The sequence below is a fragment of the Selenomonas sp. WCT3 genome (assembly GCA_900100835.1).
In the GTDB taxonomy this organism is placed as follows: domain Bacteria; phylum Bacillota; class Negativicutes; order Selenomonadales; family Selenomonadaceae; genus Selenomonas_A; species Selenomonas_A ruminantium_E.
The window spans coordinates 136256-155310 of sequence record FNCM01000003.1; the positions used below are offsets into that span (position 1 = coordinate 136256).

Genomic DNA, 19055 nt, shown 5'->3' on the forward strand with positions numbered 1-19055 from the left:
TCAGATGGGTAAGGATACGAAAAGATGGACAGCTAGAAAGTGGGGGCTTACTATGGCATACGGATATAAAATCAAAAAAGAGGCTAAGGATTGGACGCTCGCTTCGGTGCCTTATATGGAGTGGACTCCAAGGGGGGGACGCAGAAAGACCCAGACTAGGATTCGTCAGCAGGAACGTCAGCGTTTGCTGCTTTCTCTGACTATGGCAACAGGATTCTTGGCGCATCCGTATGGCATTAGTGAAGCTGCCATTGTCACCAAAGATGGAAATACCATCGATGCAGTAAATAACGTCTATAATATCGACCCGCAGGGGACCAATGGTTCCCTTTCTTACAATCGTTTCCGCGAGTTCGATTTGTCGCAGGGGCATATCGCCAACCTAAAGTTTAACACGGATATTCTGGCCAATTTGGTGCAGAATAAGATAACCATCAATGGTATCGTCAATGCAGTTAAGAATAATAAACTTGACGGTCATCTTATGTTCCTGAGCCCCAACGGAATGGTGGTGGGGGCAACCGGTGTTATTAATGCGGGGCAGTTCACGGGGATTGTACCGGCAAAAACGGATTTTGACAAGTTGTATAATGCAACCAATACGGCTGACATTACGCTAGAGGCAGTAACGGGCCTTCAGCAGGGGAACTATGCGATGGGAGGAACCATCGATGTCAGCGGCCAGATCAATACCCACAGTGGCATTATGCTGGGGGCTGGGGTCATCAATATCAAGGATGGTGCCGAGCTCAAAAGCACGAAGAATATCGACTTCTCGTCGCTGGTGAATATCGGCAGTGTCAGTGCAGGACTAGGCAATCTGACAGCTGTTGCTGGTACTGGCGGCGATATTATCCTGACGGCTAGGCAGGAGTCTGCTGTCAAGGACACCAAGCCTGTCTTGAAGGAAGATGGCACGCCGGAGAAAGATGAAAACGGCAACGACAAGACCGAGGCTAATACCATCCATTGGCGCGACCGTTCCACGAATATTTCCGCTGCCGTCAATATCGGTACGGATGCTGCCGCCCAGGGTGTTTCCATCACCAGCAGTGATGGCGCCGTGAAACTTACGGCGGAGAGCAAGAGCACCTATGAAGACAGCACTCCCATGACCCTGACGGATACCTTAAAGGGAATTGTGCTGGGCGAAGACACCATTGCCGAAAGTCTTATCAACAAACTGGCCAAGGCAGAATCTTCGGCCAACAAGTACCTCTATGTCAATTATTCCAGCAAGACGAACAAGTCTGCCATCAACGTCGGCAAAAATAGCACCGTGAAGGGAAATAGCATCGACATTGGGGCCAAGTCCACCGTGGAACTCAAGCAGTCCATTGCGGCGCCCAAGACGGAGAAAAAGGACAGCGATGGCAAGGAGCAAAAATCAGATTCCGTGTTGCCCATCGCGACGGTGGCCGTTTCCCGCGTCTACAACAACGCCGACATTGTCCTTGATGGTAAATTGCAGGCCACGGGAAAAGATGGCGATGGCAATGCCATTACCATTGCTGCCGATGCCACTACTACGGCCAGCGTCAAATCCACCGCCAGCGGTGGGGCTAATACCTCGGCGGTAGTGGGGGTGGCTGTCCTTGCTGGCGACACCAAGGCCAATGTGGCTGTAAATGCGCCGCAGGGGACAGATGAATCATTTAAGGCAGAAGCTGGCAAGGCTGCTATCAAGGCTGTCACGAACAGCAATATTGCGGTAGAAGCAGGGGCTACAGGCGCAGGCAAGAGCTATGTGGTATCCACCGTGGGCGTAGCTAACTACGACAACACTGCAGCGGTGTCGGTTGACCGTTCTATCAAGGCTGGGGCAGTGGATATTGCGGCTGAAAATAAAGTCAGCGGCTTTAAGATGACCGTGGACAATACCCTGAAAGCTGCTGCGGCAAATGAGGGCGGCAAGGATACTGCCCAGACCAGTGATGAGGATAAGGCAAAGGATAATGCCGACGCGGCGGCAGAGCAAAATGCCTCCCAGTCTGGGGACGACAACAAGAAAAAGTCCGCCAATCCTGAGAAGACCATCCAGGATGCTTCGGCAGATACCACGAAGAAACAGGCTGGCGATGCCCAGGAAGGTGTTCAGAAGGTCAAGGACAAGGTGGAAGGCACCAATAAGAGCGGCAGCAATGAGGCAAAGACTTCGGCCTTTGGTCTTGGGGCCAGTGTCGGTGTTGTGGCCAATAAAAACGATGCCAATATCGCCCTGGGGAAGAATGCTGTCATTACGGCTACGGCAGTAGAAAATGGGGCAGACGGTGGGGTTAATGCGAGTGCCAAATCCCTGATGACTGCTTCTGCCGACAAGGAAGACAGTCTGCAATTTACGGTGAAGAATGCCCAGGCCAACTCGGCCAAAGTGGAGATTGGTGCTGCTGTACTGGTCAGCAACGTGAAGAATAATGCCAATATCCTGCTGGATAATGAGGGGGATAAGTCTGCCCAAATCAAGGGTGAGGCCATATCGCTGGGGGCTGTGGCAGGAATGGGCGAGTATGAAAAAGATTCCGAGAAGAAGACCAGCAGCCTGTCTTATGCGGTGAGTAACGAAGAGAAAGCGAATAAGGATAAACCGGCTACGGTGGTGTTGGACGGTTCGGTGGGGATTAACAACCTGCAGAATAACGCCGTGGTTCTTTTGGGACAGAAGAGCCAGCTGGAAGGTTCTGCCCTGACCCTGTCTACGGATGCCACCACCAAGGCGGCGGGAAAATACGGTGGCGAAGAAGATAACAGCAAAGTAGGTATCGGTGCCACGGTGGGCATCCAGAATATCAGCGGCAACAGCTTGATTATGGCGGGAAAGGAAACAGTACTTACCGGAGCCCTGGTGAGCGCTACGGCTAACAATTCCATCGACGCCAAGAACGAAGTCAAAAATGCTGGCAAAGGGGATTCCTTTGGCATTTCGGGCATGGTGGCGCTCTCCTATGGCGATAGCAATAGCATTGTGTCTTTGGATGATGAGGCCGCAGTCAATGCTCCGGTTATGGCTATGCTTATGGCCGTCAATTCCACCACGGTGGATAACTCTGCCCGCAGTGAGTTCACGGGAAAGGAAAGTTCCAAAGCTTTTGGTATCGGCGTGGGCATTGTCAATTATGATGTAAACAGCCTGGCTATGGTAAGCGATAATGGCAGTGGGATTAGTGCGCCCGCAGGAGATACAACGGATGCGGAAAAGGCCGCTCAGAAAATCTATCAGAATGCGACGCTGGCTCGCAGTGTTGCTGGCGATACCTTTTCGGGGAAAATGGGGGACGCTACTGCCAGCGGCAACAAGGGAACCATCACCACGGGGAATCTCTCTGCGTCGGCCATAACCCTGGGCATGATACAGAACGATGCCAAGGCCAAGACCGTCTCCACTAGCGCCGAAGACAAGGCAGAGAATGCCAACGAACGGAAGGATTCGGAAAAATGGACGAATTGGTCAAAAAAGGGGAAAGAAGGGGCGAATGACGCCAAGAAGAATACGGAAGATTTGGAACAGGACAAGGTAGAAGCTCAGAATGAGTCTGCTGCTCCCACCATTGGGGAAACGTCCCAGAAGAATAATGCTTCGGGAGCAGGGAAGGAAGCAAGTTCTGCTGCCAATCCCGATGAAACGCCGAAGGATGATGGGGCTGCTCCTGCTGCCAATAAGAGTGCCGGGGCGTCCATCGGCATCGAGGGCAGTGCGGCCTTGACCTTCCTGGATGGCCGGACGGATGCTGTCCTCGACAATGTGACGGTGAAAAATGTCGGCGATACGGCGGTGGAGTCTGTCTCCTTGTCGGCTACGGATTTCCTCGGTGCCATCACCACGGGGGGAACGGATATCAAGAACTCCCTAAAATCCGGCAGCTCTGCCACTAAGGTGGGTATTGGCGGCACCTTTGCCATGAACAGCTCCAACCGGGATGTGGATGCTTTCCTGCGCAATGTCAATTTGCCACAGGTGAAGTCTGTCCAAAATTCCGCCTCCAAGACGGGCCTTGAAGTAGTGGCAGGCATGGGAGTCAGCGCCTCTAAGGGCAATGGCACCAATGTGGCCGGTGCCGGAGCGGTGTATTACAACCGGGCCGAGCAGGATATCCATGCCCTGCTGCTGGATAATATCATCACCTCTGACGGTACGGGGAATATCACCAGTAAAGCTGTCAGCACCGATTATCAGATAGCAGGGGGCCTGACGGCCAATTCTGCCAGCGGCGAAAACACCAATGTGGGTGTAGGCGGCGTGGTGGCCATCAGCAATTTGGAAACCAACCTGTCCAGCGCCATCATCGGCGGCAGCTATCAGAATCTAAAGTCCGTGGATATTGAGGCCCAGAAGGGCACCACCCAGATCGATGGCGCCCTGGCCGCTACTTATGCCGGGGGCAATAGCGGATACGGGTTTGAGGGGGCCTTTGCTTACGGCAGCGTGAAGAATACTACCAGTGCCTATATTTCTGGTGCCACCATTGTGGGGGCTCAGGACAGCACGGTGAATGTCAAGGCCGGGGAAATCCCTGTCCAAAAGACGGAAGAACAGCGCAGCACGGAAAAAGGGCAGATTGAAAACAACACCAATCTCACGGACATTATCAAATCGTTGCTGAAAGCTTCGGTGGATGCGGATAAAACGAATAAGGAAAATCTGGAAGATAAAGGAATAGACACCACCGGGAAGAGCTATCTCGATACGAGCAGTGCATCATCTTCCCTGGATGATGACGCCAAGACTACCGACGAGGGCAAGATTGTTGACGATGCCGCTGGCGATGAAGATGCGGCCAAAGACGAATTGGGCAAGAATCACAGTCTGACCATTACGGCGGCAATGGCTGGAGGCTGGAACGGAAATGCCGGTGCCGGTGCGGGCATTGCCTATAACTATGTGAAGAATGACCTGGCAGCGGATATCAAAGGGTCCACCATTACGGCTGATACAGTAGCGGGGGAGGCCGCCAGCGATTCCAAGATTATTTCCGTGGGCGCAGGCGTTGCCATTGGCGGCAAATCCTTTAACGGAGCCGGTTCCGGCAGCTGGAACGACCTCAAGAATGATACGAAGGTAACCTTTGAAAACAACACCATCACCGGGAAAAACATCAGCGAGCAGGCACAAAATACCAGCTCCATCATCAATATCGCCGGGGAAGTAGCCGGCGGAAAGGGCATGGCTATAGGATTGTCCCTGGCCTATAATTCCCTGAACAATACCACGGGAACTTATCTGAAAGGCAATGTTATCACCCTGTCAGAGGATGCGGATAACTCGGTCAAACTGGCAGCTGCTAACCAGGGCAAGGCTTTGGCGGTGGCTGGCGGTGTCGATGTTAATATCAGCCAATCCACTTTTGGTGCCGTGGGAACCGTGGCTATCAACCGGGGTGTCAACAACACGGAAAGTATCGTTGACGGCAAGGAAAACGGCGAAAAGACGAAACTCGACAAGGTGAAGGAGCTTTCCGTCACTGCTGAAGAACTAACCAAGAAGACCACCGTTGCTGGCAGCGTGTCAGTAGGCGGTAAGAAAGTGGGTATCGGCGGTGCTGTGGCCTATACTTCGGTCGGGACTGATGGCACGAGGGAGAAACTGCGGGCCGAAATCAATAATGCGGATATCACCACCACGGATGCTGGTACGATTGAAGTTTCTACCAAGGACAGCAAGACGGAGGGGACGAATACGGACAAGTCCCGCATCATCACCGTGGGGGCTGGCTTTGGCGTATCCTGGGGCAGTAATCTCTTTAATCTCCAGGGAGGCGCTGCTGTTTCGGATATCTATAAGGACAGCCTAGCTGCGCTAAACAACACCAACATCAACGCAAACAATGCGGATAGTCATCCCATCATCAATATTACCGCCGATACCAAGAGCAAGATCAATACCGTCGGTGTCGGCGGCACGGTTGATATCAATACGGAGGTAAAGGGAACGGCGGGCGTTGCCATTAACCGCCTGTATCAGGATACCAAAGCGGAAATGGCTACGGACAGCGGTACCACCACGGTCAACGCAGGACTTACCCAGGTGCGCGCTGCTGGCGATGGTGATATCCATTCCGTAGGTGTCGGGGGAACTGTGGGCGTTGGCGGACAAGTTGCCTTTGCTGGTTCCGGCAGTTACAATTACCTTGCCAACAACGTAGATGCTGTCATAAAAAATCAGAATCTTACGGCGAATAACAGCATCGGCGTTGTGGCTCAAAGTGACGATCGTCTCTACAACTTCGCCGGCGGTTTTGCCATTGGTGCTAACACCAAGGCGGGGATTGGGGCGGCAGTTTCCATCAACAAAATTAGCGGGAATACCAATGCGCTGGTACAGGGAGGCTCTTTGCAAGCCGCCGATACTGGTTCTATTAAGGTTACCCGTCCCCAGGACGAAAATCTCTTTACCACGGAAAAATTGGATCTTACCACGGACAGACAGCGCCTTAGCGAAAATCGCAAGGAAGAAACGAAGTCTGGTATCGTGGTGGACAGTTCGGCTGCCCATACCATCATTTCCCAGCTGGCATCCGGCGGCGTAGCGGCCTCGGGCAGCGTGGGCGTCGATCTCGCGGGCACGGTGAACCTCAATACCGTCCAAGGGAATACTACGGCCAAAATCCAGGATGCGGTGCTTAATGCCGAAGACAAGCATTCGGATGTAAATGTTAACGCCGTAGATTATACCAATTTCGGCTCCTTTACTGGCACGCCAACCGTAGGCGTGGCGGCAACGGCAGGAGTCTCCGTTGGTGTGTCTGCTAACTGGGAGACCTTTGACCGGACGACGGCAGCAGAGATTTCCAGCAATTCGGCCAAGAAGAACCTCTATGCCAAGAATCTCACCGTGGATGCCACGGCCAAGCACGGTTCCTCAGCTCTGTCCTTTGCAGGGGCTGTGGGAGCCGCAGCAACGGCGGGAGTGGCTTCTGGTGACAGCATCATGCGTCATAGCAATACCAGCACCACCAGTGCTTTGTTGAAAAATATGAACGCGGTCTTTGATGGTACGGCAGAAATTAAAGCGGAACATCTTGGTAACAGCCGCGCTATGAATATCGGTGCAAGTTTAGCTGGCGGCTATGCGGCCGTTGCCGCGGGAGCCGGTGTGGCTGTTATGGACGATGCCTCCACCGTTAAGGCCGAGGTGGATAGCAGCGACTTGAAGGCCAAGAGCAGCACCAATGGCAAGAACATTTCGGTGCTGGCGAAGAATGAAAACAATTGGAAGAATACGCTGGTTACCGCCAGTGCAGCGGTTGGCCTTGGCGCCGGCCTGGCTGCTAACGTGGGCATTAACAACACCACTAGTGAGACTGCGGCGCTGGTGACCAACAGTCAGCTTGAAGCGGAAAATGTCACGGTGAAAGCTGCGGATAAGCTGGTGGCAGATGCTACGGGCGGTGTTGGCGCTGCCGGTGTGGGCGGCGTAGGTGTTTCAGTGGCACTGAACAATATCAACAGCAGTGTCAGTGCCCATGTGTCCGGTGGTTCCGTCAAAGCGGCGAAGGATATTGCGGTAAAAGCGGAAGAAGAGCGCCATTTTGAGAGTAGTGTGACCGGCGCAGCCGTTGGCGGTATTGGTGTAGGGGTCAACGTGGCGGTTACTTCTGTGGGCAAGGGCATCACCCAGGCCCAGCTTAGTAATGCAAAAGATGAAAATGGGAATACCACGAGCGTCAATAATACTACCCAGAATGAAATCAACATTCATCTGAATGGGTCCCAGGGCGTGAATAACGCGAAGGGGGCTCTAGGCGTCGATGGCGCGAAGTTCTTCGGCCTGAGCGACAAGGACAGCGACCTCAATGCGGCTAAGAATGCACAGGTAAGCCTTGACGTGCCCAAAGCCAAGTCCGATAAACAGGGTGTTCATACGGGAGTCAATCGTGCCCTTTTGACGGCGGCGGAAAATGTCAATGTTACGGCCCAGGAGACCAACGACATTACCGCGAAAAATGTAACGGTCAATGTGGGCGGAACGGCTGTAGGGGTTACGGATGCCATCATCCACACGAACTACGATACGGATGTAACCGTAAGCGGTGCCACCATCACGGGCAGGGAAATTAACATTAATGCGTTGCAGGGGCAGAAAAATAACGGTTCGGAAATCACGGTGACGGCGGTCAGCGTGGGGGCTGGTCTTGGTGTGGGCGTCGGTTATGCTGGTATTGCCAATAATGGCGCCACCGATGTCAATATTTCGGGCAGCACCCTCAAGGGCGTGGAAAATGTTACGGTTGGTGCGGCGGATGAAAGCAAGAGCAAAACCCAGATTACCAATGTGGGCGTTGCGGCGCTTAATGTCACCACCACCTTTGCCAGCGTAGAAAACAACAGCAATGTAGGGGTTACGCTGGGGAGTGATAATAATCTTGCGGCGGCTAAGACCATTGCCGTTGACGCCAAGAAAGCCAATGTACTGGAAGCCCATACCCAGGGTGTCGGTGTGGGAGGCGTCAATGTGGCGGTGAACCATGCCACCATCGAGGACAAGGGGACCGCTGCGGCCAAAATTACGGGCACCACCAACGTCACGGGAACGGACGCGAATACCCGCGCTGAGAAGTTCCATTTGGGCGCTGCCAACGATACCACGGGAAAACTCAGTGCAGGCAATACCGCTGTTTCGCTGCTGGGCGTTAGCCGGATGCGGGGCAAGGGTGTCATGAATATGGGGGCCGAGGTAAATGTGGCCGGTGGTTCCTATAAGGCTAAGACTGTAGAGTTTGCCGCTCAGCTGGGAACGGTCAACGGCCGCACGTTGGAAGGTAACGTGAAGGGACATAATGTCTCGGCAGTGGCGGTGGCCCCGGATGCGGTGGTACTGAATACGGAAGTCAATTCCAAGGTTATCGTAAACAACAGCACCTTTGCGGAGGATGCGGACCTTATTTTGGATAACGAATCTTATGTGGATCGCAAAGCCTATATCTATGGCGTTACGGCAGGGGCTGTGGCAGTGGGCAATACCAGCGCGGACATCAGCGGCAAGGCAACGCTGGAAAGCGGCCTTACCGGGAAAAACGAAATCACGAAGGTAAACAGCCTGCAAGTTTTGACCTATGGTGAGAACACGGGCAAGGCTTTGGCCGATGCGGGCGGCGGTGGCATCGTGGGCTATGTGGGGGCTCATGTGGACAACGAATCCACCAATAACGTCACCAGCAGCCTTGGAGGCAAATGGGAGGTAAAGGGTGAAACCAGGCTCCTGGCAGCGCAGAAGGATGAGGTGCGCCTGACGGCATCAGAAGGCCATGGTGGTGTAGCCGGTGTGGGCGGCACCAGCGTGGACAATAGGATTAATACCACCACGATTGCTATGGTCAAAGATAATACGGAAATCACGACAGACCGTATTCATGTGGGAACGGATAATTCCGTTATTACCGGTGCCTATGACGATACCGACGCCAAGGGCAACAAGGACGTGCAGACCTATACGTTAAAAGACTATTTCGGCGGTGTCATTTCGGGCAATCGTTTGCGCAGCCTGATAGATCTTACGGAAAACGGTACGGTGACCATTGGCAAAGATGCAAAAATAACCACCAACAAGTTGCAGGAATACGTGGCCTCCTCCCAGAACAATCTTACGAATCTAGTGCAGGCTAAGGGCGGTGGCGTTGTGGCGGTCACGGATGCGGTAAGCGACCTGGATATCGACGTCAGCAACAAAGTCAACGTGGAGCAGGGCGTGACCCTTAGCAACGAAAAGATGGCCTCCACCGAGGATATTATCCTGGCTGCCTATGATGACCAAACCATTAAATCCCAGGTAGATGGCACGGTATATGCTGGTGTTATCAGCCCCATTGTGGCCAAGAACAACATCGATATGAACCGCAAGAGCGAAGTGTCGGTAGCGGGCAATATTGCCAGCAGCGCCAATGTGGGACTTTTCGCGGGGGCCAATAAGTCCGGCGTTCTTTCGAATCTGGATGCAGACCTCAAGTCCGGTGCTTACAACTATTCCGTTATCGCCATCACGGTGCCTCGGGTGAATTATGACATCACCGCCGACAAGGGTATGGTGAACGTTAGTGGTACTGTGCGCTCAACCCGGGATATCAATGTGATTGCCAGTGGCGGCAAGGAAGAGATTGTCAAGGACGAAAGCCTTTGGAACTGGGCAAAAGGCGGCTCCAGCACCGATAAGAAATTCCTGACTTCCGATGCGGTTACGGCTGAAGAGTCTTCGGATGATATGAAAAAGAGCACCGTCAATGTTACGGGCTCCCTTATCGCCGGCACGGCAAATCCCATCAATCTGCTCATCAGTGGCTCTGTGGCTGGCGGTTTTCACTATACGGCGGATGATAACATCATCAATCAGCGGATTATGCAGGGCATTACCAAGGGAACCTTTGACTATGCCAACACCTTGGGTGACCGGCTAAGAGAACTGAAGCAGTTGATTGCTGCCTATGACGGGGATAGCACGAAAATGGCGGCGTATATCGCCGAGCGCGACCGAATTCAGGACGAAATGGAGCGCCTTGGTCTAGTAGAGAAGGATGCAGCTGGCAATGTCGTGCAATATCTAAACTCCGGCCGTTCGGTTTACTATGTGGAAATCCCGGATATTGCCACCAGCGGCGGCAATATCAATGTGCAGGCCAATGACCTGGTGGGGACGGGAAATCTCCATGCCAATTCGGCCCCCTCGGTCACCATCACCAACGAATCGGATGCTTATCTGAAGCTCAATAACATCCTCATGGGCGAGCAGGGTGGCAGCATTATCTATAATAAAGATACGGTCATTCCTCCAGGCAAGACGGAGGGCAATGTAAAAATTAACGCCATCAATGCCCATAGAACTGGGGCTGACTTCAATGAGATTTACGGCAGAACGGACAGCACGGCTGCGGGCCTCTTGGTGCAAAACACCAAGACCTTCAGTGGCGGTAAGACCAGCACCATTTCCTTGACGCCAGAGTTGGAGCAGGAGATTGACAATAGTACCGAGATGTCAGCAGAGGAAAAGGCAAATTACAAACAAGCGATAAATAATGGGGAGATGAAGTATACTGCCATCACCGATGTGGAAGTGAATGGCAAAATCAGCAATTACTATGGCAATGTAACCATCAGCAATGCCAGCGGAGATATCCGCATTAACGGTGGTACTAAGGACCGTCCAACCGGCGTAGATGGAAATACGGTGAAGCTTATCGCCATCAATGGTACTATTGCCCAGGATTATAAAGAGGGCATTGTCAATATCAACGGCGACCCGGAGAAGTATTTGGCAGATAAAGCTGCTAGCATGAAAAATAGTCTGGGGCTTAGTGATACGAATAATGATACCAAGGATAAAGTGGAAGCCTATACGCGTGCGGATAGTTCTCAGGAGGCTACGGGCTATATCGCCGGCCGGGATGTTTATGTATCCGCCGCCAATGTCAATGTAAATGGGCTTATTCAGAGCGGCTACAAGACTTATGCTGCTACGGTGACGGAGGAGCAGCTGGCTGCGGCTAAGACGCGACCGGCCAGCCAGGCAAGTGTTGTTCAGAATCGCACCATGTACAAGGTAAATGCTGGCGGGGCTAAGTGGAACGATACGGATAAAGTATTTGACTATGTGCCTCAGGTTTATTGGGACCCCTCCACGGACAAATTGGTGGTGGAGGATATCGACACCCAGGGCGGCAAAGTCTATCTGACGGGTAAGATTGCCAGCACTGGTGATGGCAGGATCCTGGCGGCGGATGGCGCAGCGGAAATCTCGGTAATCAATGAGACTAGTCTGGACATGAATGTGGGCAATGTTCTCAACAATCAAAGGGAAGGCGTTATCACCATTGCCGATACGGCCAAGGATACCTGGACCGAATACAAGAAGGGACAGACCCGCAGCATTACGGGCTATGCCAACTACTTAAAGACTCACGCAGGTGACAGTGATATTTATGCTGGGGCGGTGAAATCGGATAATACCCTGTCTGTTGGCAGCGCAATAGCCTATGGCGTAAAGGACAATCAGGCCTATACCTGGGTCAATGGCAATAGTGTTGAGACCACCAGAACCTATATGCATTATGAGCGCCGCGGTATGTGGGGCTTGGTTCAGACTGCGGATGAAGAATCGTTGAAAGGCTGGCAACAGAGTTCAACTCCCATTGACCAAAAAGAAGGGGCGAGATTAGGCCTGCCGGAAGGTGCTGTGATTACGCAGAGCGATAATGTGCCGGCAAGCGGCATCCTGCGCCTTGATGGCAATACCACTAAGCAGGAGGCCGATAGGATTTTTGACCGAGACCATTGGGTTACCCGTTCTGGGTTCCTGGGGTGGTTCAAGCACATTTATGACCGGTGGAAAGTTGGTACGTCCACCATTCAGCTCTATAATTACTCCTTGAATGCTTCCCAGCCCATTACCATTGGTTTGATTGGTGCGGAAGCGGGCAAAATCGATATTAAGAGCACCAATGACAGTGGCGGCAGCATTAACTTGACAGGCAATGTGGCGAATTCCCATAATGCCGCTTCGTTGCTGGTGAGCTCGCAGGCAGGCGGCATCTTCCAGAATGATGGTACCACCCTGAAGAGTGAGCTGGTGAACCTGACGGCTAAGGACGATATTAAGAATATCCATATCACCTCCGTTGGCGCAAAGGACGGAAACAATGTGGTGGATAATATTAAGCTTAGTGCCATTTCTACTGGCAAAGGGGATATCGACATCACTGCTGTAGGCGGCGTATTGGAGAATCAGTCTCTGCCGGGGAACGTGGAAATTGTGGCGTTAAAGAGCCAGAATGGAAACACTGCTTTCCGCAGCGATGCAGCACTAGGTGATGTGACGTTGCGCGCTACTGGGAATATTACCCAGTCGGGCAGTGGGATTACCGTAGAAGGACGGGGAATCAACCTGACCAGTAAGAACGGCGGCATCGGCACGGCCAATCAAGCCATTAACCTGGTGGCTTCCGATTTGACTTATGCCACGGACCGCAGCGGTGCCCAGGTCAATGCTGACGCCAAGGCCAGCATCTATCTAACTGAGGCGGCTGATGGCGGCGCTATGCGCGTGGGCAAGATTGAATCCCAGGAAGGGGATGTGACGCTGACTGTAGCCAATGGCGGTTTCATCGACGCCCTTTCTGGTGACGATAAATCTGGTTCCGTGGGCAGCGTGGACGAAATGGTGCATCGCTGGATTGACGCTGGACTCATTGACGGTGAAAAGGATGCACAGGGCAATTACATCTATAAGGGAGCGTATATTGAGGGGCTGGAAAAGAATCGGGATGATTATGAGGCAAGTGTAACGGCCGCCTATGACACGGAGCATGGCGGCAAGACGCAGGCCCAGTGGCTGGCGGAGTATACGGGGCAGAAGTCGGCAGTGGAGGATATCTATGCTTCGGCTGCCTATCGTAACTATCTTAGCAATAAGGAGAAGTATGACAAACTGTCCCAGGATGAACGCCAACAGCTGGCAGACAATAAGGACAGTGCTTTCCTGGCTTATGCAGAAAGTGCCGAGCAGTATGCCCCGTACAGCGGCTATGACACGGCAGAAGCATATCTGCAGGCTACCGCAGCTTATAAGTATTCCCAGTATGCTGATGCGGATACCTATCTGGCCAATGATGCCACCTATCAAGACCTTGTAAACAGGGCGGAACATCCCACCTTCGAATGGACGAAGGACATGATGCTCTATGCGGTCAGTGAAAAAATCGTAAATTCCGATAGTGGCAGCAGCAATCAGACAGACCGGGCAGCCAATGTCCTGGGCAGAAATGTTACCTTGTCGGCAGCAAAGGGAGCAGTCGGTACCTTTGCTGACCAGTCCACCACGGTTACCGTGGAGGAACTGACAGGCAACGATAGCATCGCCAAGATGAAAGAGCTCATGAATGTGAATGCTGCTGACGTTACCGTCCGGCGGGATGAAAGCGGCAATCTCCTGTCCTTTGAAATCAAGGGCAATATGCCTTTGGGCGTAAAGGCTGAGGGTATCTTGAACGTAGTGGCAGGGGGCAATATTTCGGTGGCTGGCCGCAAGGACGCAGCCGGGGAGCATTCCGCCATCAACGTGGGCACCATCGATGCTACCCAGAATAACACAACGGGTGACGTACGTCTGCATTCCGACAAGGGAATTTATAACGCCAATGATGCCGATATTACCAATATTACGGGCAAGAATCTCATTCTCACCGGCGGCACGGAAAGCATCGGCACGGCAGACAAGGCGCTGACCATTTCCCTGTCTGGGGATTTGACCGAAGCCAGAGCGAACAAAAATGTGTTTATTAAGAATGGGAATCATAATGATTTCCTTCGTTTGGGCGCTATGTTTGCCGGGGATACCATTTCCTTGAGCAGCGAAAAGGGCTTCAAGATGAGCACGGCCAGTGAAGATATTGCCGAATCCTATATCAATGCTGGCAAGAAGTTGGAATTTACGACGAATGCCACGGAAGGTATTGTGGGTGAAGCTGATAGTGCTATCCGGCTGCTCAACGACCGCGCAACGGTGAACCTTGCGGCACAGTCCGCCTATATAAAGGGTCTGGGAAGTTTGGCTTTGGGCATCCAGAATGGCACTTTGGTTCTGGGGAATATCGAAACGGCAGGCGAATTTACTGCTGTTAGCGAGGGCTCCTTGACGGAAATCGGCACGATCACTGCCGGTGGAAACGTAAATCTTGAGGCGGCAGACAGCTTGAACCTTGGTGGTCAGGTGAAAGCCGGTGATTTGGAAAATGCCAAGAAAGAATTGACTTTGAAAGCGGCTAAGGGCAATATTACCCAGACGGATAAAGGCGCCATTACCGCCGATACGGTCAAGACCTTTAACGGCAAGTCCCTGCTTTTGGAAAATGAAGATAATGCATTTAACAGCATCGAAGTGGACGGCATGGAAACCTCGGCGGCAGAAAAGCCAGCTATTGCTGGCGATGTGCGCATCGTGAATAACGCCGATGGGCTGACCGCGGCGGTCAAGCGGAATGTGGATGGAGATATCGCCATCCTTAACCTGCGTGACAGCGGCACGTTGACCAATGTGGGCAGCCTCACGGCAACGGGAGAGATTGACCTTCTTGCGAAGGGTGTTCTTTCCCAAGGGGCGGCTACCACTTTCACGGCAGGCAAGAATGTCGTGCTGACCTCGGCAGGGGATGCTGTCCAGCAGGCTGCTGATGCCGGCATTCAGGCCGATATGGTCACGGTCACCAGCGCCAAGAACATTGATTTGCAGGGAACGGGCAACCAGTTTGCGGCAATTACGGTACAAAGCTCCGCTGGGGATGCGGGTATCCAAGGCAGCGTTTTGGTGAAGGACAGTGCCGATAAGCTGGCGCTGTCTGTGCAGCCTGTGGTCAACGGGAATATCGAGGTAACAAATGCAAAAGCACAAGGCACGCTGCAAGTCCTTTCGGATATGCACGCTGCGGGTGATGGTGCGGATGTTGCGGGACATATTACGCTGATATCTGATGGCAATATGCAGCTGGATAAAAAGCTTACGGCAGCCGATAGTGTCACGCTTACCGCCACGGTAGGCGATGTCGCGATTGGCGGCGATATTTCGACGGGAATTTTGGAGCCAAGTGACATTGATTTTGATACCGGTGCGCTGCAAGGCACGTATAATTCCCTGGCAATCTGGGCAGGCGGTGCCGTTCAGGAAGCCGCCGGTGTGAGCATCACGTCACCTGTGGTAGAGACTTACAGCGGAAAGGGGGTATCCCTGGATAGTGAGAAGAATCGATTCGAGGTATTCTTGGCGGATACCATGACAGGACACACGGAGATTAATGGCAGTATTAAAGTTGTGACCAGCTGCGACGAGAGCTTCACGGTAGGTGTAGGCGCAAGCGTACGCGGCGATGCAGAATTTATCAATTTCCATAAAATGGGTGGGCTGGGAATTCTGATTAAGGTGGTGGAAGAGGAGGATAAAGAAATCAAAGTTCTCGGCGGTAACGGAGCTGACGGCAATCTTGTTTTAAAGGCCAGCCAGGATGTGGTGTTGCTGGGGAATGCTAATGCAAAACATGATATTGTAATTGACAGTACCCAAGGCGGTTCCTTCTATGGCCTGGGCAGAGGCATGGTGGCCGGAAATGATGTTAAGGTGTCCGTGGGCGACCAAATCACTTATATTGGAACCATTCAAGCAGGGCATGATATGGATATGCAGGTTCAACAGCCTAGTTCCGATAGTGCGGGCATCCATATCGGTGCTCTTATCCGTGACACTTTGCTCACCGCCGGCAACGAGGCTGACTTCCTGGTGAATGGTGATGGAACTATCGAGATGTTGGGCAATGTCGAAGCGAAGAAAGACATCACGATGGATGTTTCCGGTAAAGGTGATATTGGTATCAAAAATACCATCACATCCCAAGAGGAAAGCATTTTGGTGCAGGTTGACGAAGGCGACATCTATATCGGTGTCGACGAAACGCCCGAGGCGGAAACCGTAAAGGCGAAAAAGAATGTCACCATTGGAACCGACCTGGGAACGGTCTACATTTTGGGTAAGACCTTCACCGAAAATGGCGACATTGCCATGAAGGCAGGAAAAAAGACCTATCAAGAGGGTGCCGAGTATAGTAACTTTATCATCTCCGATGATGGTCAGGTGCTTTCCGGCGGAGGCATTGGCCTTTACGGACGCAATGGCGATATCGAAATCACGGAGGACATCCAGGCCAAGAAAAGCATTTTTGTCAGTATTGCCGAGCAAGGAAATATTACCTTTGGCCGGGATATATCGGTTACGGAAAATGTGGAGCTTTCCACGGAAAAAGGAGATATTACCGTAGGGCATATCGTCAATGCTGACAATGGCATGGTCCACTTAGACTCTGGGGATGGCAATGTCCTGGTAGGAAAGGATATTACGGCCGGGGAAGATATCACGATTTCTACCCAGCAGGGAAATATCATCGTTGGCGATACCGGCACCGGTAATGATGGCGATATCCTTGCCAAGGCAGGAAATGTGTTTATCCAGACGGATAAGGGAAATGTCGGTATAGTGAAGACTGTGACCGCGCAGGCGGGCAGCCTTAGCGTTGTCTCTGGGCAGGGCGATATCCTCATCGGCAATAACGGGCCGGATGTGAAGACCGTTACGGCTAGCGAGAATATTGACCTTACCGCTGAAGATGGCAGGATTGTAGTCTATGGTAAAACTTCTACGGAAAATGGCGATATTTCGCTAACAGCTCACCGTGCCGATTATATTGCTGGCGAGGAGAATAGTTCCTTTATTATCGACCAGAACGGAAAACTGGAAGCTGGCAGAGCCCTCAACTTGAATGTTGGTAACGGCGATTTGCATGTTTCCGACCGCATCCAATCGAAGAAAGATTTGGCAACCGAAATTGCGGAAAAAGGAAGTATCTACTTTGACACGGATGTGGACGTTGAAGGGAAGGTAAAAGTCAAAACGGATGAGGGCGATATCTATGTGGGTCATGATGTTCAGGCCGACGGGGATATTGCCATGACCGCCGAGACGGGAACAATCCATGTGGGCGCTGCGGTAAATTCCGCCGACGGTAATGTGAATCTTGCCACCGGACAGGGGGATATCGATATTGGCAAAGAAGTGCGAGCTGCAACCGGCAGCATCGGTATTCAGGTTGGAACCGGCAGCGTGACGATTGGCAACAACGGGCCCGATGTGGAAACCGTCACTGCCCAACAGTCGATTGATGTCGGCGTGGATATTGGTCAAATCAAGATTTACGGCAAAACCAGTACCAAGGCCGGGGATATCGCTATGCGGGCTGGGGCAGAACAATATACACCGGGCTACACGAATTTCATTATTGAGCAAAATGGTTTGTTAGAGTCCGGTCAGGATATTTATCTGACGGGCCGCAATGGCGACCTTCGTGTGACGGATGCCATTCAGGCTAAACGGGATTTGTATGCCAATGTCCTTGAGGGCGGCAGCGTATCCTTCGATAAAACGGTGACCTTGAAGGGACAGGTGGCGGTAAATACCGATGTTGGACAGATTACCATTGAAGGGAAGGTCGATGCTAGTTCTGTGAATTTGTCTACCCAGCAAGGGAATATCACAGTTGGTGGAGAAATGGCCTCGAAGTCGACGGTTAACCTTAGCGTTGGAACTGGCGACATAACGGTGCAAGGTATCACCGCTGACAGCGATGTAAGCATTGCGGTACAGAATGGCAACATAGAGATGCACGATGTGAATTCGGCTGGGGATGTCACGGTTCAAAATACGGAGATGGGTTCGATTAATGGCACGGACATTGTGGCAGCTGGAACCACCCATGTGGCTTTGACCCGTGGTGACCTTTTCTTGAATCTGGCCGAAGGCAAAGCCGTGTTGGTGAAGATGGAAGACAATACGGAAGCTTCTCAGGTGGATAAGATTTTGGCAGAAGCAAGCGGTGGAGATGGACCAGATGTTGTCCTGACAGGCAATTACATTCAAATCGGTTCGCTTACTGCTAAGGAAGGCGATGCGGTATTCCAACTGACGGCTATGGGCCCGAACAATCAGCGGCTAATCGGCGGCAATTTCGCCGTGGAAAGCCTAAGCGCTAAGAACGGCACGCAAATGCCGCAGCTCTGGGTGAATGGTGGCTATATGCATGTGGATGAAGGGAACCTGGCCGTGAATGATGTACTGGCTGTGGATAAATTCCATTTGGACAATGAACAGACAGACCTGGCCGTTTACGGGCGCACCCCCACCAGAGATGGAGAACAGCTGGTTTATTGGAACAATTTGGATTGGGCTTATCGCAAAGCCCGCAGCTTCCAGCTTTACACCAACGGAAAAATTCGGACCAGCCGGGCCGTTCTGATTGATGCCGGCAGGAACTACAAAAAACTCTACGGGGATAACCTCAGCGTAGTGGATATGATGCGTGAGCGGGTAACGAGTAGCCATGGTCAGTTTACCTTTGACAGCGCGTTGCTGACAGAACCGGGCCGATTCCTGCGGGAAAAAATGTTTTTGGATACGAAGCCCGCGGAAGCTGACATTCGGCGGCAAAATGCAGGAGATTCCGAAATTGTAGTGGAGCAATAAGGCGTTTAGGAGGTTATGAGAC

General features: G+C 52.4%; 1 protein-coding gene. It reads left to right on the top strand.

Annotation, left to right across the window (positions count from 1 at the left end; translation table 11 throughout):
• The first annotated feature begins 52 nt into the window (after window positions 1-52).
• A complete protein-coding gene (locus tag BLQ36_RS03865; RefSeq protein ID WP_074514069.1) occupies window positions 53-19033 on the top strand; it encodes a leukotoxin LktA family filamentous adhesin in 18981 nt (6326 codons plus the stop codon).
• The last annotated feature ends 22 nt before the right edge of the window (window positions 19034-19055 follow it).